Genomic DNA, 22,739 nt, shown 5'->3' with positions numbered 1-22,739 from the left:
GCACCTGTGAGAATTGACAGTAGCGACGAGTGGGCAGTCATGAATGGAAGACGCCTGTTGATGCCCGCACGCAGACACGTGGCGACGCACATCAACATGCAGCAGATTTTTTACTGACAGACCGCCTTCGTGGGCAAGCCCGCAGTTCGGACCGTGCCGATTGTGGCCCAGCGATTCTTCACGGGTCTCGATGCCAATCGCTCCCACAGGTGGCGTTCAGCGTTGAGGGGATTTGCTTTCCAGCCATTCCTCACGGGTCATTTCCCAGATATCGCGTGGGAAGATGCCTTCGACGAATTCACCGTGATCGGTCCTGATCAAACGCATGCCCGTGCGCTCGGAAATCCGCCGTGACCCCAGGTTCGGCGCAGCCTTGGGCACGCGCAAGACCGCTCGCTTGAGTACGCCGAACCAGTAGTCGGTCACCGCCGCGCTGGCTTCGGTCATCAACCCTTGCCCCTGCCACTGCGGGCCCAGCCAGAAACCGCGATTGTTGTCGTGCTCGTCCATCAAGCTGACGTTGCCGATCAGTTGCCCGGGCGCTGCTTTAAGGCGGATCGACCAGTGCCATTCCTCGCCACGGGCCATGGCGGGCAAGGCGATCTGTTCCAGGTAGGTGCGCGCGCCATCGGCCGGGTAGGGCCAGGGCACCAGGGCGTTGAGGTAGCGCACCACGTCCCAATGCGCGAATTGCTGCTGGATTCCGTCGGCGTCGTCCAGGGTCAGAGGGCGCAAAATCAGGCGTTCGGTCAATAGCGTCGGTTGCATGGCGGTTACCAGGTCGCGGTGTTCGGCAGGTCCAGGGTGCCCCGGTCCACGAAGCGCATCGTGCCGAACAGGCCGCCTGCGAGTTTGCCGCGCAGCACGTAGGGCAGGTTATTGAGGCTTTGGGTCTGGCTCAGGCCGAGGGTCTGGCGCAACACTGAAAACGCCGAAACGCTGACCGGCACTGTCAGAACAGTCTCGGAAAACCGCGGGATGCTTGCGCTCTGATCACTCACCCCCGACGCCAGCGGCCGGCCATTGACCTCCAGGTCCAGGGCCACGCCGGTGTAGTCGATCGCCGTTTCATTGGGGTTCTGCACCCGCAGCTTCACGGCGAAGCGCACTTCCAGGTCCTGGCTTTGCAGCGGTTCGATGCCGACCACGTTGATGTTTACCGGGTCGCGGTTGGGGAACAGCGCGCAGGCGCTCAAGGTCAGCAGCAACAGGGATACAACCATGAGCTTGCGCATTTGAAAGGGGCTCCTATTAGGTGACGTCCGGATCCTGCATGACCTTGAGGGTAGAGGACTCCGGATCAAATTCATCTTCTTCCAGTTCTATGAACTCTTCCGGCAGGAAAATGTTCAGCAGGATTGCACAGAACGCACCCACGGTGATCGGCGACTCGAAGATGTTGTGCAGCGCTTTTGGCAGCTCGCGCAGCACTTCCGGCACGGCGGCGACGCCCAGGCCCATGCCCAGCGAGATCGCCACGATCAGCACGTTGCGCCGATGCAGCCCGGCTTCGGCGAGGATCTTGATGCCGGCCACGGCCACGGTGCCGAACATGATCAGCGTGGCGCCGCCCAGCACCGGCTTGGGCATCAGTTGCAGCACTGCGCCGATCATCGGGAACAGCCCCAGCAGCACCAGCAGGCCGGCGATGAAGTACGCCACGTAGCGGCTGGCGACGCCGGTCAGCTGGATCACGCCGTTGTTCTGCGCGAAGGTCACCATCGGCAGGCTGTTGAAGGTAGCGGCCATGGCCGAGTTGAGGCCGTCGGCCAGCAAGCCCGACTTGATGCGCTTGATGTACAGCGGGCCCTTGACCGGTTGCTGGGAAATCATCGAGTTGGCCGTCAGGTCGCCGGCGGCTTCCAGCGGCGAAATCAGGAAGATCACCGCCACCGGGATAAACGCCACCCAGTCAAACGAAAAGCCGTACTTGAACGGCACCGGCACGCTGATCAGCGGCACCTGGGGCAGGGCAGCCATGTCGACGCGGCCCAGCCACCAGGCGACGACAAAGCCGAGGGTCAGGCCGATCACGATCGAGCCCAGGCGCAGGAACGGGTTATTGAAGCGATTGAGCACCACGATGGTCAGCAGTACCAGGGCCGCGAGCCCCATATTGCTGGCGGCGCCGAGGTCGCTGGCGCCAAACCCGCCGGCCATGTCGGTGACCGCTACCTTGATCAGCGACAGGCCCATCAGGGTAATGATGGTGCCGGTCACCACCGGGGTGATCAACTTGCGCAGCTTGCCGATGAACTGGCTGAGCACCACTTCGATAAACGCCGCGAAAAAGCAGATGCCGAAGATCGTCGAGAGGATCTCATCGGTGCCGCCGCCGCGCGCCTTGACCATGAAGCCGGCGCTGAGAATCACACTGATAAACGAGAAACTGGTGCCTTGCAGGCACAGCAGTCCGGAGCCGATCGGGCCGAATGTGCGCGCTTGCACAAAAGTGCCGAGCCCGGACACGAACAACGCCATGCTCACTAGATAGGGCACTTCGCTTTCCAGGCCGAGCACGCCGCCGACGATCAGGGTCGGGGTGATGATGCCGACAAAACTGGCCAACACATGCTGCAACGCCGCAAAAATCGCCGCGGTGAAGTGCGGGCGGTCTTCCAGGCCGTAGATCAGGTCGGATTTATAACGGGGGCGGGGGGCTTGAGCGTCAGACAAAGTACGGGCCAGGCTGGGAAATGGAGGCGCAGGATGCCAGAAAGTGCCGGTCGTCAGAAGTGTGTAAATATATTTCGAAACACCCGCATTAATTTCTCAAGTCGGCCGATAGCCTGGACAGGCCCCACACACTTATTACAACAGTGGTGCCAGAGGTCCGAACAGCGCGTTGACGCTGACGGATCGTGTCGCGGCAGGGACGCTCGCCAACACTACTTCTTGAGAGCACCCCTATGTCCCTCCGTAATCTGAACATTGCTCCCCGCGCCTTCCTCGGTTTTGCGTTCATTGCGTTGCTTGTCATCATCCTGGGTGTGTTTGCGGTCAACCGCATGACCACGATTCGCCAGTCATCGCTGGACATGGGGACCAATCAGTTACCCAGCGTGAAGTTTCTCGGCACCATGACCGAAAACGTCCTGCGCCTGCGCATCTTGTCCTTTCGCATCCTGATCAATCGCGAGCCAGCGGCCCTGGACGAGGCCAAGACCCGCGTGGCGGTGCTGATGGACAAGGTCAAGCAGGCCCAGGCGGCCTACGCCGTGATGCCGGCCGGCCCTGAAGAATCGGCCTTGTACAAGACCTTCGCGGCGACGCTCGACAGTTATTTCGCCGCACAGGCTGAAATGATGTCGCTGTCCCAGCAAAACAAAGTCGATGAGATGCGCACCCTGATCAACACGCGGATCAAGGACGGTACCGACCTGATGGGCGAGCAGTTGAACAAGTTGATTGCGATCAACAGTGCCGATGCCGACCAGGCTGGCCGCGAAGCCGAGGGCAGTTACCAGCAGGCCGTCAGCGGCATCATCATTGTGTCGGTGGTCGCTGCGCTGATGACCGTGCTGTTGGCCTGGCTGCTGACCCGCAGCATCGTCACCCCGTTGCGCAAGGCCGTGGAAGTGGCGGAAACCATCGCCGGCGGCAATTTGAGCAAAGTGATCGCGGATGACGGCAAGGATGAACCCGCCCGCTTGATCAGCGCGTTGGCGAGCATGCAAGCCAACCTGCGCCAGACTATCCAGCACATCGCCGGCTCGGCGACGCAACTGGCCTCGGCAGCGGAAGAGTTGAGCGCAGTCACCGAGGAAGCTTCGCGTGGCCTGCAGCAACAGAACAATGAGATCGACCAGGCCGCCACGGCCGTCAACGAAATGACCGCCGCCGTGGAAGAAGTCGCACGCAACGCGGTGTCCACCTCCGAAGCGTCCGGCCAATCCAATCAGGCCGCGCGGGAAGGGCGCGACCGTGTGGTGGAAACCGTCGGGGCGATCCAGACCATGACCCAGGATGTGCAAAACACGGCAGTGCTGATCGAAGGCCTGGCGTCCCAGGGCCGGGATATCGGCAAGGTGCTGGACGTGATCCGCGCGATTGCCGAGCAGACCAACCTGCTGGCGCTCAACGCCGCGATTGAAGCAGCACGTGCCGGTGAGGCGGGGCGCGGCTTTGCGGTGGTGGCGGACGAAGTGCGGGCCCTGGCCCATCGCACGGCGCAGTCGACCCAGGAAATCGAGAAGATGGTCGCCGGTATCCAGAACGGTACCGGTGAAGCCGTGCAGTCGATGCAGCAGAGCAACCAACGCACCCAGAACACCCTGGAAATGGCGCGCGCCGCCGGCGTGGCCCTGGAGCAGATCACCCAGTCCATCAGCCTGATCAACGAACGCAACCTGGTGATCGCCAGCGCATCGGAAGAACAGGCCCAGGTCTCGCGTGAAGTGGACCGCAACCTGGTGAACATCCGCGACCTGGCCACGCAGTCGGCGGCGGGCGCCAACCAGACCAGCGCGGCCAGCCATGAGTTGTCGCGCCTGGCGGTGGATTTGAACGGGATGGTTGCCAGGTTTGTGATCTGATTGGACGTACGGTCAACCCTGGTAGGCGCCGGTAAGCCGGCACCTGCAGGGGGTGGGCGGGAGCCGATTATTCAGACCGTTTATTGCTTCCAGGCCGTGGGGTTGACCAGGTTCTTCGGCCGCTCACCGGCCAACGCCGCGAGTAGATTGTCCACCGCGCACTGGGCCATCGCTTCGCGGGTTTCATGGGTGGCCGAGCCGATATGCGGCGTGGCCACTACATTGTTCAGGCGTAGCAACGGCGAGTCGTGATCCAGCGGCTCGCGCTCGAACACGTCCAGTCCCGCCGCGCGAATCGTGCGTTTCTCCAACGCCTCGACCAGCGCCGCTTCGTCCACCACCTTGCCCCGCGAAATATTGATGAAGATCGTCTCCGGGCCCATCCGCGCGAACTGCTCGGCGCCGATGAGTTTCTCGGTTTCGGCCGTGAGCGGCAGGGTCAGGCAGACAAAGTCGGCCTGTTGCAGCAAGTCATCCAGGCTACGGTACTGCGCGCCAAAGCGCTTTTCCACGGCGGGCTTGGGCGCGTGGCTGTGGTAGATCACCGGCATGCCGAAGCCGAAATGCCCGCGCTGGGCCAAGGCCTCGCCAATGCGGCCCATGCCGATGATGCCGAGCGTCTTGCCGTGTACGTCAGTGCCGAAGTGCGCCGGGCCGATATTCTTGTTCCACTGGCCGGCTCGCACCATGTCGGCCAATTCGACCACGCGCCGGGCGGTGGCCAGGACCAGCGCGAAGCCAGTGTCGGCGGTGGTTTCAGTGAGCACGTCCGGGGTATTGCTGAGCAGGATGCCGCGTTGGGTCAGGTAGTCGATGTCGTAGTTGTCGACGCCCACCGACACACTGGCCACCGCTTCCAATTGCGGCGCCAGGTCGAGCAATTGCGCATCCAGGCGCAGGCTGGCGCCGAGCAATCCATGGGCGCCGGGCAGGGCGTCGCGCAGCTTGGCCAGGCCGGTCTGGTCCAGCGCTTCGATCAGGGTGACGTCGGCCTGCTCATGCAAGCGCGCCATCAAGGGGGCGGAGAGTTTCTTGTAAAGCACGACAGATTTTTTCATGAGGTTTTGGCCTTCAATTCAAGGGTGGGCAACGGCGCACGTTCACGGTCGCTGGCGCCGGGCTTGAGGAAAATCGTCAGCACCACTGACAGCAGCAACGCGCCGCTCATCAGCAGGTACGAAGCGCCGGGCGAACCGGTGCTGCTATTGAGGTAACCCACCAGGTACGAGCCACCGAACGAGCCCAGGGCGCCCATGCTGTTGATCAGCGCCATGGCGCCCCCGGCGACGTTGGCCGGGAGGATTTCCGGCACAATCGCGAAAAACGGGCCGTAAGGCGCGTACATGCAGGCGCCGGCAATCACCAGCAGGGTGTAGGACCACCAGAAGTGTTCGGCGCCGAGCACGTAGGACGCATAGAACGCGATGGAGGCAATCAGCAGCGGTGGCCAGACGAAGCGTTTGCGCTTTTGCAGTTTGTCCGAGCCCCAGGACACCGCCAGCATGGCAATCACCGCCGCCAGGTAAGGCAGGGCCGACAGCCAGCCGGCCTCGACCATGTCCATCTGCAAGCCTTTCTTGAGGATCGACGGCAGCCACAACACGAAGCCGTACACGCCGATGCTCCAGCAGAAGAACTGCAGCGCGAGGATGATGACTTTCGGCGAACGGAACGCTTCGGCGTAGTTTTTCACCGCCTTGATCCCGACCTGCTCGGCGGCCAACGCGCTTTCCAGGTCTTTTTTATGCTGCTCGCTCAGCCACTTGGCGTCGGCGGGTTTTTCATCCGCCAGCTTCCACCAGATAAACGCCCAGAGCACCGCCGGCAGGCCTTCGATGATGAACATCCAGCGCCAGCTAAAATGCTGCACCAAATACCCCGAGACCACCGACATCCACAGCATGGTCACCGGGTTGCCGAGGATCAGGAAGGTGTTGGCGCGCGAGCGTTCGGCACGCGTAAACCAGTGGCACAGGTACACCAGCATCGCCGGCATCACGGCAGCCTCGACCACGCCAAGCATGAAGCGAATGACGATCAGCATGTAGGCGTTGGACACCACGCCTGTCAGCGTGGCCAGCCCGCCCCAGAGGATCATGCTGACAAAGATCAGTTTTTTAACGCTGCGCTTTTGCGCGTAGATCGCCCCCGGCACCTGGAAAAAAAAGTAGCCAAGGAAAAACAATGCACCCAGCAGCGATGACATGCCGGGGGTGATCATCAAGTCTTCGGCCATCCCGGAGGCGGCGGCGAAGCCGTAGTTGGCGCGGTCCAGGTACGCCAGGCTGTAGGTGATAAAAACGATGGGCATGATGTACCACCAACGACGGGTGGCGAGTTTCACGGTTTCCATGGGGTTGCTCCTGAGCTTGTTGTAGTTGTGGCAACAGGTGATGGGTCATGCAACGGATCGGTTGGGCAATTCTTCGCGCTTGGGTAAACCTTCCATGTCGCCGCGACTCTGCACGGCGCGGCTGCCGATCCAGTTGCCGCGCTGGACCGCCTCGGGAAAGCTGAGGTTTTCCAGCAGGGCACTGATCATGCCCACGGCGAAGCCATCGCCGGCACCCACGGTGTCGACGACCTTTTCGACCGGCACCGCGGCAACAAAGCCTTTGTCCATCTGCGTACGGAAGTAGGCGCCGTCCGGACCGAGCTTGATCGCTACGGCTTCGGCGCCCTGGTCGAGGTAAAACGCGGCAATATCGGCCGGGTCGTCATAACCGGTGAGCAAGCGGCCTTCGCCCAGGCCCGGCAGGACCCAGTCGGCCAGGGCCGCCAGCGCGTTGATGGCGCTGATCATCTGCGCCTGGCTGGCCCACAGCGAAGGGCGCAGGTTCGGGTCGAACGACACGCTGCGTCCGGCCCTGCGCATTTGGGTCATCAGTTCAATGGACAGCTCGTGGGTAGCGTCAGAAAGCGCCGGCGGAATCCCGGTGGCGTGCAAGTGACGCGCCTGCAGCAGCGCCGGGCTGATGGCAGCGATGGACAAGTGGCTGGCCGCCGAGCCCTTGCGGAAATACTCCACCTGCGGGTCAGCGCCGGCTTCTTCGCGGGACTTGAGTTGAAAACCGGTCGGGTGCAGCGGGTCGACCGCCACATGCCGGCAATCCAGGCCTTCATTTTTGAGCGTGTCGACCACAAAGCGCCCGAGGGAATCATTGCCCACCCGGCTCAGCCAGGCCACGTTGAAACCCAGGCGCGACAGGCCGATGGCGACATTGCTGTCGGCCCCGGCGATACGTTTGTGAAACTGCGCCACCTGGGCCAGTTCGCCGGTCTGCTCGGCGACAAACATCGCCATGGTTTCACCAAACGAGAGGATATCGATCTCAGACATGCGCATTCTCCGCAGGCGGTTGGCCAAGGTGGGCGAGGGTAGCGACCTGCTGTGCGGTGACCGCGACCAGGTCATCGCCCTGCAGCGGGAATTCCACGGCCCGGGTAATACCTTGAGTCATGTGCTTGAGCAGTTGTTCCCACAGATGCAGGTCGGTGGCGCCAGGCGGCAGCGCCACCAGCTTGCCGTCTGCGCGGCGCGCTACGGCCTTGCAGTGCAGGTAGTCGACATGCCGGCCCAACAGGCGCGCGGCGGTCAGCGCGGATTGGTCCTGCCACTGCCAGTTGCCGATGTCGAAGGTCATCTTCACCGGCAGGCCTTGGCGTTCGACCTCGGTGAAAAACCGCTGCATCGGCTCGATGCGCCCGCCGTACAGGGTCTGGTCGTTTTCCACCAACAACTTGACCGAGTGACGGTTGAGCAGGGCGTGCAGGCTTTCCAGGTCGTTGGTATCGGTGAAATAACCCAGCGAGACTTTCAGCCAGCGCGCACCGAAGGCCTGGGCGCGGTCCAGGGTCGCGCTCAATTCGGCATTCGGCTGCGCACGGCCGGCGACCCACAGTTCCAGGGGCGATGAGAACACGCACTCCAGGCCCTGCGCAGCAGCGGCTTCGGCCAGTTGCGCGGGTTGTTCGTGGGTCAGCAGTTCTTCACGCCATTCGATGCGCTGGGCACCCGCGGAGGCCAGCAACTGGACAAAACTCAACTGGCCTTGCTGGCGGACCAGGTCGGCGCCGTAGCTGGAAAGGCTGATGGAGACGGGGTATTTATGCATTGTTGTCTACCTCTGAAACCGGTTTCATTTTTATACGCAAATCAACGCTGCAGGAGGCGGCAAGCCGACTCCTACGTGGGGGTTGTGGAGCCTCGGACGATCAGTTGGGGCAAGAAATCCAGGGTGCGAGTCGGCTCGGTGTCACCGCGCAAGCGCTTGAGCAGACAGTCGAAGGCGCTGGCGCCGATCGCCTCGGTCGGTTGGGCGAGGGCGGTGATGCCGGTGCCTACCAGCGGGTACCAGTCCAGGTCATCGAGGGCGATCAAGCCGACGTCGGCAAACAACTCGCAGCCCAATGCCTTGAGGGCGCGGGTGCAGGCCAGTGCGGCGATGCCGTTCGCGCAGAACAAAGCCTTGCGGCCGGGGTTGGCGAGAAAGCGCTGCAGGTGCTGTTGCAACTGGTCATCCAGTTCCACGATGGCGCCGGTCAATGCCGGACGCCGGGCGATTTCGGCCTTGAAGCTGTCCAGGCGTTCCAGGCGTGAGCTGGTGCCATCGGTGGCTTCGCTCACCAGCAACACATCGCGGTAACCCTGCTGTTCCAGGTGCTCCACCGCCATGCGCACCGCCGCCGGGTTATCCAGGCCGACCAGGTCGCTGTGCAGCGGCTCGAGCTTGCGGTCCACCAGCACCAGGGGCATTTCGCGTTGCAGTTCCAGCAGTTGGTCGAGGTGATGGCCGAGCGTATTTACGATCAGCCCTTCGATGTTGTAGGCGCGCAGTGCTGCCAGGTGCTGGCGCTCCTGGGCATCATCGCGGTCGGTGTTGCACACCACCAGGCTGTAGCCGTGCTGGCGGCAGGCGGTTTCGACACCGTGCATCACGGCAATGGAATAGGGGTTGCGGATATCGGCCACCAGCATGCCGATCAGGCGCGTGCGGCCACGCTTCAAGCCACGCGCCATCTGGTTGGGGCGGTAGCCGAGTTCGTCGATGGCTTGTTCGATGCGCAGGGCGATGGCATCGGAGAGCAAGGCGCGGTCATCGCCGATAAAACGCGACACGCTGGCCTTGGACACACCCGCGCGCTCGGCCACGTCAAGCATGGTCACACGGCTGCGCTGGGCGGCGGAAAATGAATTCACGACGGTTGCACCTTTTTATTGGAGTCAAGGGTTCCAGTGACCGTGGTGCTGGCCCTGAAACCGGTTTCAGGAAACACCATCGACGACCATTTCGTCAAGGGCGGGTGACGATAGTCCTGGCCTTCATCCCGAACCAATCCGACGAATGGCGAGTGGTACCTGTTACTCCAAGGCGCACACGCACTTGAACAGGGGGAAGCTTGGGCTTCCCCTTTTTTGTGCCTTCAGATCAGTACGCCCAGCCAGGTCGAACCCAGCAGGAGCAAGGCCATGCACTGGTTGAAACGGCGCATGGCCTGCGTCGAGCGCAAGACCCGGCTGGAGCCTGCGCCCAGCATCGCCCAGGCGCCGAGACAGGGCAGCGAAATCAGGAAAAACACCAGCGACAGGATCAGCACCTGGTGCTGGCGGTCTGCGCCAGTGCCGGCGAACACACTGACCACCGCCAATGCCATCATCCAGGTCTTGGGGTTGATCAATTGCAGGCTGGCGGCGCCCGTCAAGCCCAGGCGTTTGTGCGCCGATTGCGGGTCGATCGCGGTTGTCGGTGCGCGGAAAATCTGCCAGGCCAGATAACTCAGCCACGCCACTCCAGCCCACTGCATCGCGCTTTGTACCCTGGGCAGTTGCACCAGCGACTGGCCCACGCCGGCCCCCACCAGCAGCACGATTCCCGCTGCGCCGGCGCACGCTCCGAGGATAATCGGCAAGGCGGCCGTGAAGCCATACCGCGCGCTGTTGCTGAGCACCAGGATATTGGTGGGGCCGGGGGTGATGGAGGCGACAAAGGCGAACAGCATGAACGGCAGCAACGTGGGCAACATGGTAGGTGACTCCGGTAAACCAATCGATGGAGTCGATCTTCGCCAGCGCGCACGTTACCTGTCTGGAAGATTTGAGCAGCGCTTGCGGTACGCGGCGGGCGTCAGGCCGTAGGCGCGCACGAACCAGCGACCGAGGTGGCTCTGGTCGGCAAAGCCCAGGGCGATTGCCACATCGGCCGGTTGCTCGCCCTTGGCCAGCCAGTGCCGGGCGCGCGCCAGGCGCAGTTGCACCAGATAGGCATGCGGCGGCAGGCCGAAGGCGCTCTTGAACGCGCGGGTCAGGCGGAAGCGGTCGACGCCGCAGGCCAGCGCCAGTTCATCCATGCCGACGTCGTGATGCAGGTGGGCGTGCAGGTATTCCCGTGCCTTGTGGGCCACCCGCGGCAGGCGCGGATCCTCGCGGTAACGGCTGCGCCAGTGCAGCTGGGCCGTGAGGCGCTCGAGCAACTGGTCCATGGCCCGTTGCCGCACGATGCGCAGTTCGCCACTGTGCAGGGTCTGGAAGGCCTGGCTGGTGGCAATGGCCAGGCGCGGGTCGCTGGTCAAGGTGTGGGCGAAACCCAGCTGGCTGTCGAGCGGCGCCTCTTCGAACACCGCACTCACTTCCCGCGCCAGCCACTGCGGGTCGAGGTAGAGCATGTGGTAGGTAAAGCCGTCCGGCGTGGGCGCATCGCCGTCATGCAACTCGCCGGGCTCGACCAGGAACACCTGGCCGGGCACGCTGTTGTGACGGGTGCGACGGCAGTTGAATTGCTGCACGCCTTGTTCAGTCACACCGACCAGGTAGCTGTCGTGCCAATGGGGGTCGTAGGCATGCCCCTCGAAATGCGCGCGCAGGGTCTCGATGCCGGTGTCGGCGTCCTGGGACAGGTCGATCCAATTGCGTGCGGCCATAAGACACCGGGACGGAATGTGTAAGGGTATTAGCGCCCAGCGGCTCCAGGGCGTCTAGAAGGTTTGTGCAGCCTAGCCGAACAGTCCGGCGGCGATGTTGATCGAGAAACCCAGGATCGCGGTGTTGAACAGGAATCCGATCAACGACTGGCCCAGCACCACCTTGCGCATGCCCCGGGTGGCAACGCCGACGTCGGAGGTTTGCACCGCCACGCCGATGGTGAAGGAAAAATACAGGAAGTCCCAATAATTGGGGGTCAGCAAGCCTTCGGCAAAACGCAGCGCCGGCTCCTTGCCCTCCCAGGTGTAATAGAGGCGGGCGTAATGCACGCTGAAAATCACCCCGATCAGCAACCACGAGCCGATCACCGTCAGCCCGGTAAAACCGTAGTGCAGCAGGCGCTCGGACGTGGCCAGGTCCTTGCTGCCGACCAGCTCGAACGTGATGGTGGCCAAACTCGCGATGGCCGCGATGCACACCATGAACAGCACCAGCCCGGCGTTTTCATCCTCGATCTCGGCGATGCGTTTTACATCCTGGGCCTTGGCGCGGATGGTCAGCCACAGCATCAGTACCAGGTAGGTCCAGACCCCGGCGTTCCAGCCGATGAGGATTTTGCTCACGAGAGTATCCGCCGGCGCCAGGATGCCCACGGCAAGGCCGAGCACGGCGGCGGAAGAGAGGCGAGGATGGGTACGGGCTAGAAACGGCATGGCAGCTCACACATGGCTATTTGTGAGCACCTTAGCGCATTCTGCAGCGGCTGGCCCAATGGTGAGCTTGTGGGGAGCGGGGGGCATGGGGGGAGCATGGCTTTATGGGGTGAAGATGGCTTCATGGGGTGAGCAGACCTCATGTGGTGAGCGGGCTTGCCCCGCGTTGGGCTGCGAAGCAGCCCCAATAGCCTCACTGCGGTTTTCCAGATATTCCGGGGTGGATGGTTTTGGGGCCGCTTCGCAGCCCAACGCGGGGCAAGCCCGCTCACCACATGAAGCCTGCTCACCACAACAAGCTCACTAGCCATGGCAAGTCCACTGGCCACAACAAGCTAACCAAAAATCTCAGCATTCCTCACAAGAACCACCGCCCGCATCAGCCCTTCTTGCGCACCAGCTTCATCACCACCACAAAAAACACCGGCACAAACACCACCGCCAACGTCGCGGTAATCATCCCGCCGATCACCCCGGTCCCAATCGCCTGCTGGCTCGCCGAGCTGGCGCCGGTGGCAATCGCCAGCGGCACCACGCCGAGGATGAACGCCAGGGAGGTCATGATGATCGGTCGCAACCTCAGCCGCGCGGCCTTGAGGGTCGCATCGATCAGGTCTTCGCCCTGGTCATACAGGTCCTTGGCAAATTCGATGATCAGGATCGCGTTCTTCGCCGACAGCCCGATGATGGTGATCAAGCCGACCTTGAAGAACACATCGTTGGGCATGCCACGCAAGGTCACGGCCAGTACCGCACCGAGGACGCCCAACGGCACGACCAGCAGCACGGAGGTCGGGATCGACCAGCTTTCATACAGCGCCGCCAGGCACAGGAACACGATCAGCAGCGACAGCCCCAACAGCAAGGGTGCCTGCGAGCCGGACAAGCGTTCCTGCAACGACAACCCGGTCCATTCCTGGCCAAGGCCCGCCGGCAACTGGCTGACCAGGCGCTGGATTTCTTCCATCGCTTCGCCGGTGCTGTGGCCCGGCGCGGCCTCACCACTGATGGCAATCGCCGGATAACCGTTGTAGCGGGTCAGCTGCGCCGGGCCCTGGGTCCACTTGGCTTCGACAAACGCCGACAGCGGCACCATCTTTCCGGCGTTGTTGCGCACGTGGATCTTCATCAAGTCCGCGACCTGGCTGCGCTGGTCACCTTCGGCCTGCACCACCACCCGCTGCATGCGGCCCTGGTTGGGGAAATCGTTGACATACGCCGAGCCGATGGCCGAGGACAGCACGTTGCCGACATCGGCAAACGACACGCCCAGCGCATTGGCCTGCTTGCGGTCGACTTCCAGCTGCACCTGCGGCGCCTCGGCCAGCGCACTTTCGCGCACGTTGGCGAGGATCGGGCTTTTTTCCGCGGCCGCCAGCAGTTCGGTACGGGCCTGCATCAATGCGGCATGGCCGACGCCCCCACGGTCCTGCAGACGGAATTCGAACCCGCTGGAAGTGCCAAGCCCATCCACCGGCGGCGGCAGGATCGCATAGGCGATCGCATCCTTGAGCTCGCTGAACGTCGCGTTGGCGCGGTCGGCAATCGAGGCGGCGGAGTCATCGCTGCCACGCTGCGACCAGTCCTTGAGCGTGGTGAACGCCAGCGCCGCATTCTGCCCCGAGCCGGAGAAACTGAAGCCCATGATCATGGTGGTATCGCCCACCCCCGGCTCGCTGGCATTGTGCGCTTCGATCTGCTCGGCGACCTGCACCGTGCGGTTCTTGCTTGCACCCGGCGGCAGCTGGATATCGGTGATGGTGTAGCCCTGGTCTTCGATCGGCAGGAACGAGGAGGGCAGGCGGCTGAACATCAGCCCCAGGCCCACCAGCAACACCAGGTAGACCAGCAGATAGCGGCCGCTGCGCTTGAGCGCATAGGCCACCCAGCCTTCGTAGCGATCGGTGAGTTGCTCGAAACGTTTGTTGAACCAGCCGAAAAAACCACCCTTGGCATGGTGCTCGCCCTTGGCGATCGGCTTGAGCAGGGTGGCGCACAGCGCCGGGGTCAAGGTCAGGGCCAGGAACGCCGAGAACAGGATCGAGGTGGCCATCGACAGCGAGAACTGCTGGTAGATCACCCCCACCGAACCGGCCATGAACGCCATCGGCAGGAACACCGCCACCAGCACCAGGGTAATCCCGACGATAGCGCCCGTGATCTGGCCCATGGCTTTCTTCGTCGCCTCCTTGGGCGACAGGCCCTCGGTGACCATGATCCGCTCGACGTTCTCCACCACCACAATGGCGTCATCCACCAGGATGCCGATGGCCAGCACCATGCCAAACATGGTCAGCACGTTGATCGAGAACCCCAGCAACAGCATGGTCGCGAAGGTGCCCATCAGCGCGATCGGCACCACCAGCGTCGGGATCAGCGTATAGCGCACGTTCTGCAGGAACAGGAACATCACCGCAAACACCAGCGCCATGGCTTCGAGCAGGGTGTAGACCACCTTGGTGATCGAGACCTTGACGAACGGCGAGGTGTCGTACGGTATCTTGTATTCGACATTGGCCGGGAAGTAGCGCGACAGCTCGTCCATCTTCGCCCGCACCAGGGTCGCCGTGTTCAACGCGTTGGCGCCCGGCGCCAGTTGCACGCTGACGGCGGTGGACGGCTTGCCGTTCAGGCGCGTGGAAAACTGGTACTCCTGGCTGCCGATTTCCACCCGCGCCACATCGCCGATGCGCACGGTGGAGCCGTCCGGGTTGGCCTTGAGCACGATGTCGGCGAATTCCGCCGGCGTCGACAGCTGGCCCTTGACCAGGATCGCAGCGGTGATTTCCTGGGTCCTGGTGCCCGGCAAGTCGCCGATGCTGCCAGCGGAAACCTGGGCGTTCTGCGCGCTGATCGCGGCATTCACGTCCGCCGGGGTCAGGTTGAAGCCGATCAGCTTCTGCGGGTCGATCCAGATGCGCATTGCGCGCTCGGCGCCATACAACTGCGCCTTGCCGACCCCGTCGAGGCGCTTGAGCTCGTTCATCACGTTGCGCGCCAGGTAATCGCTGAGCGCTACGTCATCAAGCTTGCCGTCGCTGGAGGTGAGGGTCACCAGCAGCAGGAAACCGGCGGACACTTTCTCCACCTGCAAGCCCTGCTGCGTCACCGCTTGCGGCAGGCGCGGCTCGACCGCCTTGAGACGGTTTTGCACATCCACCTGGGCCATTTCCGGATCGGTGCCCGGCTGGAACGTCGCGGTGATGGTGGCCGAACCGAGGCTGCTCTGGGATTCGAAATACAACAGGTGGTCGGCGCCATTGAGCTCCTGCTCGATCAGGCTGACCACGCTTTCGTCCAGGGTCTGGGCCGAGGCGCCGGGATACACCGCGTAGATCTCGACCTTGGGCGGCGCGACGTTGGGGTACTGCGCCACCGGCAACTGCGGGATCGCCAGCAAACCGGCGAGCAGGATAAACAGGGCGACCACCCAGGCGAAGATCGGGCGATCAATAAAGAACTGCGGCATTCTCAATAATCCTTATTGGCCGGGTGCCTGGGCGAGCGGCACGGGGCTGTCATCCACCTGGACTTTTTCACCGGGGCGCGCGTGTTGCAGGCCCTCGACGACAATGCGGTCACCGGGCTTGAGGCCGCTGCTGACGATCCAACGATCCTCGACCACCGCACCCAGTTCCACCGGTTGCTGGCTCACGGTTTGCTCGGCGTCCAGCAGCAGCACCATGGGGATACCGGCGCTGTCGCGGACGATGGCGCGTTGCGGCACGCTGATGCCTTGTTTATCGACGGCCTGCTCCAGGCGCACGCGCACAAAGCTGCCAGGGAGCAAATCGAGGTCCGGGTTGGGGAATTCGCTGCGCAGGATGATCTGCCCGGTGCCGGGGTCGACGCTGATTTCGGCGAACAGCAATTTGCCCGGCAGTGGGTAGAGGCTGCCATCGTCCTGGATAAGGGTGGCCTTGGCCTGGTCCTGGCCGACCTGCTTCAGGCTGCCGGCGCGGAAGGCGCGGCGCAGGTCATTCAGTTCGCGGGTGGATTGGGTCAGGTCGGCGTGGATCGGGTCCAGTTGCTGGATGATCGCCAGGGGCGTGGCCTCGTTCTGGCCGACCAGTGCACCTTCGGTGACCAGCGCGCGGCCGATGCGCCCGGAAATCGGCGCCGTCACGGTGGCGTAGCCCAGGTTCAGCTTGGCGCGCTCGACGGCCGCCTTGTTGGCGGCGACTTCGGCGTTGGTCTGGCGCACGGCGGCGCGGGCGTTGTCGTAGTCCTGGCCGCTGATGGCGTTGCCTTCGACCAGCTGGCTGTAGCGCTGCTCCTGCAGGCGTGCCTGGAACGCATTGGCCTCGGCCTTGCTCAGGTTGGCCTGGGCGCTATCGAGGTCAGCCTTGAACGGCGCCGGGTCAATGCGAAACAGCACGTCGCCCTGTTTGACGTCGTGACCTTCCTTGAACACCCGCTGCATCACCACACCGGCTACCCGCGCGCGCACTTCGGCGATGCGCGGCGCGGCGATGCGCCCGCTCAGCTCGCTGCTGATGGACAGGGGCTTGGCCTGCAGGGTTTCAATGCGGACTTTGGCCAGCGGCATTTCCGGCGCTTGCGTGGCCGACTTGTCGCAGGCACTCAGTGCCAGCGTCAGGGCCAGCAGGCAAAACGGCGCAAACAGATTCTTTGACATGCTCTTATCCCAATATTGACTGGCGCATCCTAAGGTCACCTGCGCCGTGGTGCTGTGAAGCTGTGTAGGTGGTCTGTGAAGAAATGTAAGGTGCGACCCATAGTCGGCAGAGGGCGTATATCCTTGCACAATCCTGCAAGCACTGGAGATCCCATGTGGGAGGGGGCTTGCCCCCGATCGCGGTGTATCAGTCGAAACAGCCTTCACTGACCCACCGCTGTCGGCGGCAAGCCCCCTCCCACATGGGATTTGTGTACGACCAATAACTGTATTTTCTGGAAACACCTTTATGCCCAACATCCTCCTGGTGGAAGACGACGCCGCACTCTCCGAGCTGATTGCCAGCTACCTGGAGCGCAATGGCTACCACGTCAGCGTGCTCAGCCGTGGCGACCACGTGCGTGAGCGCGCGCGGCTCAACCCGCCGGACCTGGTGATCCTCGACCTGATGCTGCCGGGCCTCGACGGCCTGCAAGTCTGCCGCCTGCTGCGCGCCGACTCGGCGGGTTTGCCGATTCTGATGCTCACCGCCCGCGATGACAGCCACGACCAGGTGCTTGGCCTGGAAATGGGCGCCGACGACTATGTGACCAAACCCTGCGAGCCACGCGTGCTGCTGGCGCGGGTGCGCACCTTGCTGCGGCGCAGCAGTTTGTCCGAACCCCAGGTGGCCAATGACCAGATCCTCATGGGCAACCTGTGCATCGACCTGTCGGAGCGCACCGTGACCTGGCGCGAGCAGGCGGTGGAGTTGTCCAGCGGCGAGTACAACCTGTTGGTGGTGCTGGCCCGGCATGCCGGCGAGGTGCTCAGCCGCGACCAGATCCTGCAACGCCTGCGCGGTATCGAGTTCAACGGCACCGACCGTTCGGTGGACGTGGCCATTTCCAAGCTGCGCCGCAAGTTCGACGACCACGCCGGCGAAGCGCGCAAGATCAAGACGGTGTGGGGCAAGGGCTACCTGTTCAGTCGTTCCGAGTGGGAATGCTGATCCATGTTTCGCGTACTGCTGCGCCTTTCCCTGATCATCATCATCACCTACAGCGCGGCAATCTTCTTGATTCCCAAGCTGGTGATCCAACTGTTCGAGCATCGCTACCTCGACTACAACGTCGAGCAGTCGCGGGGCATGCAAAAGCTGATCGTCAAGCAGTACCTGCGCGCACCGGTGGAGCGCTGGTCACAGGTCACCGAACAACTGGACCGCGACTTCGCGCCGCTGAAAGTCCAGCTACTGCTGCGTCAGGACGCGCGCTACACCCCGGCGGAGGCCTTGCAGTTGGAGCAGGGCAAGCCGGTGATCCGCCTCGGGGAGTGGGGTTGGATGGAGGAGGTCAGCTCACCGATCAACGACCAGTTCGTGGTCAAGCTGACCATCCCTCCCGATTCGCTGGACATGAACCTGCTGTACTGGTCGATGAACGTGTTGATCGGCATCGCGTTGCTGGCGTGTCTGCTGGTCTGGCTGCGCCCGCACTGGCGTGACCTGGAACGCCTGAAAAGCACGGCCACCCAACTCGGTCGCGGCAACCTGAGCGCGCGCACGGGGATTGCCCCCAGCTCCAACATCGGCAGCCTGGCCTCGGTCTTCGACACCATGGCCGGCGACATCGAGCACCTGCTCAACCAGCAGCGCGACCTGCTCAACGCCGTCTCCCACGAATTGCGCACACCGCTGACACGCCTGGACTTCGGTCTCGCCCTGGCGCTCTCCGAAGACTTGCCCGAAGCCAGCCGCGAGCGCCTGCAAAGCCTGGTGGCGCATATTCGCGAGCTGGATGAACTGGTGCTGGAATTGCTGTCCTACAGCCGCCTGCAAAACCCGGCGCAATTGCCCGAACGCGTCGAGGTGGTGCTCGACGAATTTATCGACAGCGTGCTCGGCAGTGTCGATGACGAGTTGGAAAACCCCGAAATCGTTATTGATGTGGCACTCGATTGCGCCGTGGAGCGCTTCAGCCTCGACCCGCGCCTCACCGCCCGTGCCTTGCAGAACCTGCTGCGCAACGCCACGCGTTACTGCGAAAAACGCATCCAGGTCGGGGTCAAGGTCTGCCCCAAGGGCTGTGAAATCTGGGTGGACGATGATGGCATTGGCATTCCGTTGGACCAGCGCGAGCGCATCTTCGAACCGTTCTACCGCCTCGACCGCAGCCGCGACCGCGCCACCGGCGGCTTCGGCCTGGGCCTGGCGATCAGCCGGCGCGCCCTCGAAGCCCAGGGCGGCACGTTAACCGCGCAGGGCTCGCCACTGGGCGGTGCCCGGTTTCGCGTGTGGCTGCCCTGCGTCGCCTGATCAGAGCACTTTGACCGCGCGGCCGATTGCCTGGATCGGCCCCGTGGGTTTGCCGGTGGGTGAGCCGCTCGGGGCCTCGAGGGTCAGCTCGAACAGTTGGTTTGGCGTCAGCGGCGGCAGCTTGTCCAGCGGCACCGAGAGGGTCTGTCCCGGCTTGACCAGGCCCAGGGACACCGGCCCTTGCCAGCCGTCGCCCTTGGTCCAGAACTGCAGGGCCTTGTCGGCCGGGACTTCCATCACCCCCAATGGAATCAACTGAATCTGCTGATTGTGGCTGGCCTGGATTACCCAGCCCGGCGCCTGGCTCTGTGGCGCCACCAGCACTACCACGAAGCTCGGCGCGGCGCCGGGTGGGCGGGTCAGCAGCAACGCAGACAGCACCAGGCTCGCCAGCAGGCCGGCACCGGCAAGGCCGCGCCACACGGCCAGCAGGTTCCACCACGGCACGCCGCTGGCGGCGGGTGCGAGGGTGCGCTCGATGCGCCGCCACAGGTGAGGCGAGGGCGGCACCGGTGCTGCCAGGGCTGTCAGGGGTAATAGCCGTTGCTCCCAGGCATCCACCGCGGCCCGCAGTTCGGCATCGTGCGGCAGGCGGCGCTCCACCTCGGCACGCTGCTCGATGGGCAGGGTGCCGAGCACGTATTCGCTGGCCAGTTCGTCGAGTGTTTCGTTCATGCCATGCACTCCCGCAACGCGGTGAGGCTACGTTTGATCCAGGCTTTGACAGTGCCCAATGGGGTGCTCAGTTTTTGCGCGATTTCGCTGTGGGAATAACCGTCGACATAGGCATGCAGGATGCAGGTGCGACGGACCGGGTCGAGTTGCTCCAGGCAGGTGTGCATCTGCCCCGAGCGCGCGGGAAATTCAAAGGTCTCGGTGTCGGCGGCGAGCTGTTCGTGTTCCTCGCCCAGCGCCACCTCGCGATGCTGGTTGCGTACGTGGTTGAGCGCCAGGTGGCGGGTCACGCTGAATACCCAGCCGCGTGCCGAGCCGCGCACGGGGTCGAAACTGCCGGCGCCGCGCCAGATCCTGATAAACGCGTCGTGCACGATGTCTTCGGCCAGGGCCTTGTCCCGCACGATGCGCAATGCGACGCCGAGCAAACGGCTGCTGTCCTGCTCATACAACTGGCGCAGGGCGCGTTGGTCGCCCCGGGCACAGGCCGAGAGGCAGGCTGGGTAATCAAAGAGGGTCTCAGGCAAAACGTTGTATTCCTGGCACTGAATTAACCACCGCCACGGCCCCTGTGTGGCGAGCATGCTTGCTCGCCACGACACGCCGGCGCCCACAGGGGGCAGCGTAGCTGACTTTGCTCAGCTGGCGGACCAGAAAATGTAATCGGCCTGGTAGCTCACAACCGCCTGCTCACCCTTGTTGGCGGCGCTGCACGCGGTACTGGGGGCAACGCCTCCTTTGAGCGCGACCCGCTGGATGTAGCTTACGCCGCTCATCGCGCCCTTGCCTTCGGCCGGGTTGGCCTTGACCAGTTGATAGGGCAGGTTGCCGGCACCCGACGGCGCCACGGCGAGCTGGGTGCCGGTGATTTTCGAACCGTCCTTGGCCTGCCAGGTGGCCGGTGGGCCGAAATAGGTGCCGACGGGCTTGCCGCTGCGATCATTGAGCACGGCCTTGGGGCCGACGAAGGTCCACTCGGTCTGGCCGGCGGCATTCGGCTTGTCGCGGCACTCGTAGGTGATTTCGCCAACGCCGGTGGTTTCCAGCGCGACCTTGTGGCCCGCTGGCACTTTGATGCTATCGGGCAAGCCGGACTGGGCAAAAGCGGCGGGGGCGGCGATCAACAAGCCGGTAAGGCAGAGCAGTGTTTTTAGCGTTCATCGGTGCTTCTCCATTCAGTCAAACAGCGGGGGTACTGGAAGGACTACCCATGACGCGTACGATTGGATGCAGCGATTAGAAAATAAAGTCATGAAGGCGCACACTGTGTCCCCGCTTTATCCGAGGAGAGATTGGCAATGACTGGTGTCCACGCGTCTGCTCAACAAGGTTTCTCCACCCAGGCCGTCACTTACGCCCAGGGCCGGCCGGATTATCCACGGCAACTGACCGGCTGGCTTACGGAGGCGCTCGGCGTTGACGCGCAGTCAACTGTCATTGACCTGGGCGCCGGCACCGGCAAATTCACGCGTTTGCTCAGCACCCTGGCGCCGACCCTGATCGCCGTCGAACCGGTGCAGGCGATGGGCGCGCAGTTGAGCAAGCTGTTGCCGGACGTGCGCCTGGTCGACGGTACCGCCGACTCCATGCCCCTGGCCGCCGCCAGTGCCGACGCGGTGGTCTGCGCCCAGGCGTTCCACTGGTTCTCGACCCAGGCGGCGCTGCAGGAGATCCACCGCGTACTCAAACCCGAGGGCCGGCTGGGACTGGTGTGGAATGTGCGCGATGAGTCGGTCGCCTGGGTCGCGGCAATCACCGCGATCATCACGCCTTACGAGGGCGACACGCCGCGCTTTCATACCGGGCGCTGGCGCGAAGCCTTTACCGGCGAGCTTTTTTCCGCGCCTGAACTCAGCTGTTTCCCGTATAGCCATGTCGGCAGCCCTCAAGAGGTGATCATGGATCGCTTCCTCTCGGTGAGCTTTATCGCCGCGCTGCCGGACGCGGAAAAGGCCAAGGTGACCGCGCAGTTGCAGGACTTGATCGACACCCATCCAGACCTGCGCGGGCGTGACACCGTGGCCTTCCCGTACCAGACTCAGGCGTATGTCTGCCGTCGACTGAGCTAAAAGGCATAAAGTCAGATCATATTGATATAAGTCGTTATAAGAAAAATCGCTATCCTGCGGCCAGAAATTTATAAGGCCGCGGGAAGTTGTAATGGATGTGGGTAATGTTGGTTTTGTAGTCGCGGGCCTGATCGTTGGTTTTATCGTGGGCATGACCGGCGTGGGCGGAGGCTCGTTGATGACGCCGATCCTGTTGTGGTTCGGCATCAATCCGGCCACGGCGGTCGGCACTGACTTGTTGTACGCCGCGATCACCAAGTCCGGTGGCGTGCTGGTACACAGCAAGAACAAGAACATCGACTGGACCATCACCGGCTGGCTGACCCTGGGCAGCGTGCCTGCCGTGTTGCTGACCCTGTGGTTCCTCGCCAGCCTGCACACTGACCCCAGCGCCATGAACGCGGTGATCAAGCAGGCCCTCGGCGTGGTGCTGCTGCTGACGGCCCTGGCGATCCTGTTCAAGAAAAGCCTGCTGGCCTTCGCCCAGCGCCATGCCGGCGATGGCTACCACATGAACCCGCGCAACCTGAATGCGTTGACGGTGGTGACCGGTGCCGTGCTGGGCACCATGGTCGCGCTGACCTCCATCGGCGCCGGCGCACTGGGCACCGTCGCGTTGTTCATCCTTTATCCGTTCCTGGCCACCCGCCGCCTGGTGGGCACCGAGATCGCCCACGCCGTGCCCCTGACCCTGGTGGCGGGCCTGGGCCACGCCGGCATGGGCAATATGGACTGGCACCTGCTGGGCTTTTTGCTGATGGGCTCGCTGCCGGGCATTTACCTGGGCAGCCACATGACCGGCAAAGTCCCGGACGGCGTATTGCGCCCGTGCCTGGCGATCATGTTGATGACCATCGGCTACAAACTGGCCTTTTAAGACACAATCAGGGTCC

21 protein-coding genes are annotated in these 22,739 nt (G+C 63.3%); 5 read left to right on the top strand and 16 right to left on the bottom strand.

All coding sequences use genetic code 11. The features are described from left to right. Positions 1-216 precede the first annotated feature (216 nt). The 3 genes from NTD80_RS03350 to NTD80_RS03340 are packed head-to-tail and all read right to left on the bottom strand — an operon-like array spanning position 217 to position 2,676. Complete coding sequence (locus tag NTD80_RS03350) at positions 217-768, bottom strand: GNAT family N-acetyltransferase (RefSeq protein ID WP_262132141.1); 552 nt, start codon at positions 766-768, stop codon at positions 217-219. A gap of 5 nt (positions 769-773) precedes the next feature. Beyond that, positions 774-1,235 carry an LEA type 2 family protein gene (locus tag NTD80_RS03345; protein ID WP_201144177.1) on the bottom strand — a complete coding sequence of 154 codons (462 nt, stop codon included), beginning with the start codon at positions 1,233-1,235 and terminating at the stop codon, positions 774-776. A gap of 16 nt (positions 1,236-1,251) precedes the next feature. Beyond that, complete coding sequence (locus NTD80_RS03340) at positions 1,252-2,676, bottom strand: nucleobase:cation symporter-2 family protein (RefSeq protein ID WP_262132140.1); 1,425 nt, start codon at positions 2,674-2,676, stop codon at positions 1,252-1,254. Between the two features lie 233 nt (positions 2,677-2,909). On the opposite strand from NTD80_RS03340, the gene NTD80_RS03335 reads away from it, so the two are divergent. Beyond that, positions 2,910-4,535, top strand: a complete 1,626-nt coding sequence (locus NTD80_RS03335) for a methyl-accepting chemotaxis protein (RefSeq protein WP_262132138.1) — start codon at positions 2,910-2,912, stop codon at positions 4,533-4,535. Positions 4,536-4,615: 80 nt separating this feature from the next. On the opposite strand, the gene NTD80_RS03330 is transcribed toward NTD80_RS03335, so the two are convergent. The 10 genes from NTD80_RS03330 to NTD80_RS03285 form a co-directional block, all read right to left on the bottom strand. Next, entirely contained in the window at positions 4,616-5,593 is a 978-nt protein-coding gene (locus tag NTD80_RS03330) for an NAD(P)-dependent oxidoreductase (RefSeq protein WP_262132136.1), read from the bottom strand. Continuing rightward, entirely contained in the window at positions 5,590-6,888 is a 1,299-nt protein-coding gene (locus NTD80_RS03325; protein ID WP_262132134.1) for an MFS transporter, read from the bottom strand. Before NTD80_RS03325 ends, NTD80_RS03330 begins: the two co-directional genes overlap by 4 nt. 45 nt (positions 6,889-6,933) lie before the next feature. Continuing rightward, a complete protein-coding gene (locus NTD80_RS03320; RefSeq protein ID WP_262132133.1) occupies positions 6,934-7,875 on the bottom strand; it encodes a sugar kinase in 942 nt (313 codons plus the stop codon). Beyond that, positions 7,868-8,650: a sugar phosphate isomerase/epimerase family protein gene (locus NTD80_RS03315; RefSeq protein WP_106804146.1), complete on the bottom strand. Its 783-nt coding sequence runs from the start codon at positions 8,648-8,650 to the stop codon at positions 7,868-7,870. The genes NTD80_RS03320 and NTD80_RS03315 overlap by 8 nt, the downstream gene beginning before the upstream one ends. 71 nt (positions 8,651-8,721) lie before the next feature. Next, positions 8,722-9,735 carry a LacI family DNA-binding transcriptional regulator gene (locus tag NTD80_RS03310; protein WP_315413200.1) on the bottom strand — a complete coding sequence of 338 codons (1,014 nt, stop codon included), beginning with the start codon at positions 9,733-9,735 and terminating at the stop codon, positions 8,722-8,724. A gap of 224 nt (positions 9,736-9,959) precedes the next feature. Continuing rightward, the gene (locus NTD80_RS03305; protein ID WP_262132131.1) at positions 9,960-10,559 is read right to left on the bottom strand and encodes a LysE family translocator; all 600 of its coding nucleotides are present in this window, start codon (positions 10,557-10,559) and stop codon (positions 9,960-9,962) included. Between the two features lie 54 nt (positions 10,560-10,613). Continuing rightward, entirely contained in the window at positions 10,614-11,453 is an 840-nt protein-coding gene (locus NTD80_RS03300) for an AraC family transcriptional regulator (RefSeq protein WP_065906553.1), read from the bottom strand. Positions 11,454-11,525: 72 nt separating this feature from the next. Further along, the gene (locus NTD80_RS03295; RefSeq protein WP_065906555.1) at positions 11,526-12,167 is read right to left on the bottom strand and encodes a DUF1345 domain-containing protein; all 642 of its coding nucleotides are present in this window, start codon (positions 12,165-12,167) and stop codon (positions 11,526-11,528) included. Between the two features lie 379 nt (positions 12,168-12,546). Next, complete coding sequence (locus tag NTD80_RS03290; RefSeq protein ID WP_262132130.1) at positions 12,547-15,636, bottom strand: efflux RND transporter permease subunit; 3,090 nt, start codon at positions 15,634-15,636, stop codon at positions 12,547-12,549. A gap of 12 nt (positions 15,637-15,648) precedes the next feature. Continuing rightward, positions 15,649-16,806, bottom strand: coding sequence for an efflux RND transporter periplasmic adaptor subunit (locus tag NTD80_RS03285; protein WP_065906558.1), 1,158 nt, complete (start codon positions 16,804-16,806; stop codon positions 15,649-15,651). A 289-nt stretch (positions 16,807-17,095) separates the two neighbouring features. Between NTD80_RS03285 and NTD80_RS03280 the strand changes: the two genes are divergently transcribed. Together NTD80_RS03280 and NTD80_RS03275 are read left to right on the top strand one after the other, a co-directional pair. After that, complete coding sequence (locus NTD80_RS03280) at positions 17,096-17,797, top strand: response regulator transcription factor (RefSeq protein WP_065906561.1); 702 nt, start codon at positions 17,096-17,098, stop codon at positions 17,795-17,797. A 3-nt stretch (positions 17,798-17,800) separates the two neighbouring features. After that, entirely contained in the window at positions 17,801-19,102 is a 1,302-nt protein-coding gene (locus NTD80_RS03275; RefSeq protein ID WP_262132128.1) for an ATP-binding protein, read from the top strand. Here the strand turns inward: NTD80_RS03275 and NTD80_RS03270 are convergent, their stop codons facing one another. From NTD80_RS03270 to NTD80_RS03260, 3 genes are all read right to left on the bottom strand, one after another. After that, the gene (locus NTD80_RS03270; protein ID WP_120448394.1) at positions 19,103-19,777 is read right to left on the bottom strand and encodes an anti-sigma factor domain-containing protein; all 675 of its coding nucleotides are present in this window, start codon (positions 19,775-19,777) and stop codon (positions 19,103-19,105) included. Beyond that, a complete protein-coding gene (locus NTD80_RS03265) occupies positions 19,774-20,304 on the bottom strand; it encodes a sigma-70 family RNA polymerase sigma factor (RefSeq protein ID WP_262132125.1) in 531 nt (176 codons plus the stop codon). Before NTD80_RS03265 ends, NTD80_RS03270 begins: the two co-directional genes overlap by 4 nt. A gap of 111 nt (positions 20,305-20,415) precedes the next feature. Then, entirely contained in the window at positions 20,416-20,922 is a 507-nt protein-coding gene (locus NTD80_RS03260; RefSeq protein WP_262132148.1) for a DUF3455 domain-containing protein, read from the bottom strand. 153 nt (positions 20,923-21,075) lie between these two features. Between NTD80_RS03260 and NTD80_RS03255 the strand changes: the two genes are divergently transcribed. Continuing rightward, positions 21,076-21,846, top strand: a complete 771-nt coding sequence (locus tag NTD80_RS03255) for a class I SAM-dependent methyltransferase (protein WP_201144186.1) — start codon at positions 21,076-21,078, stop codon at positions 21,844-21,846. 91 nt (positions 21,847-21,937) lie between these two features. After that, positions 21,938-22,723: a sulfite exporter TauE/SafE family protein gene (locus tag NTD80_RS03250; protein WP_065906582.1), complete on the top strand. Its 786-nt coding sequence runs from the start codon at positions 21,938-21,940 to the stop codon at positions 22,721-22,723. Positions 22,724-22,739: the final 16 nt, after the last annotated feature.

Origin of the sequence: Pseudomonas sp. 13B_2.1_Bac1 (assembly GCF_025466155.1) — a bacterium.
GTDB lineage: Bacteria > Pseudomonadota > Gammaproteobacteria > Pseudomonadales > Pseudomonadaceae > Aquipseudomonas > Aquipseudomonas aylmerensis.
This window is presented reverse-complemented; position numbering and strand designations above follow the sequence as displayed.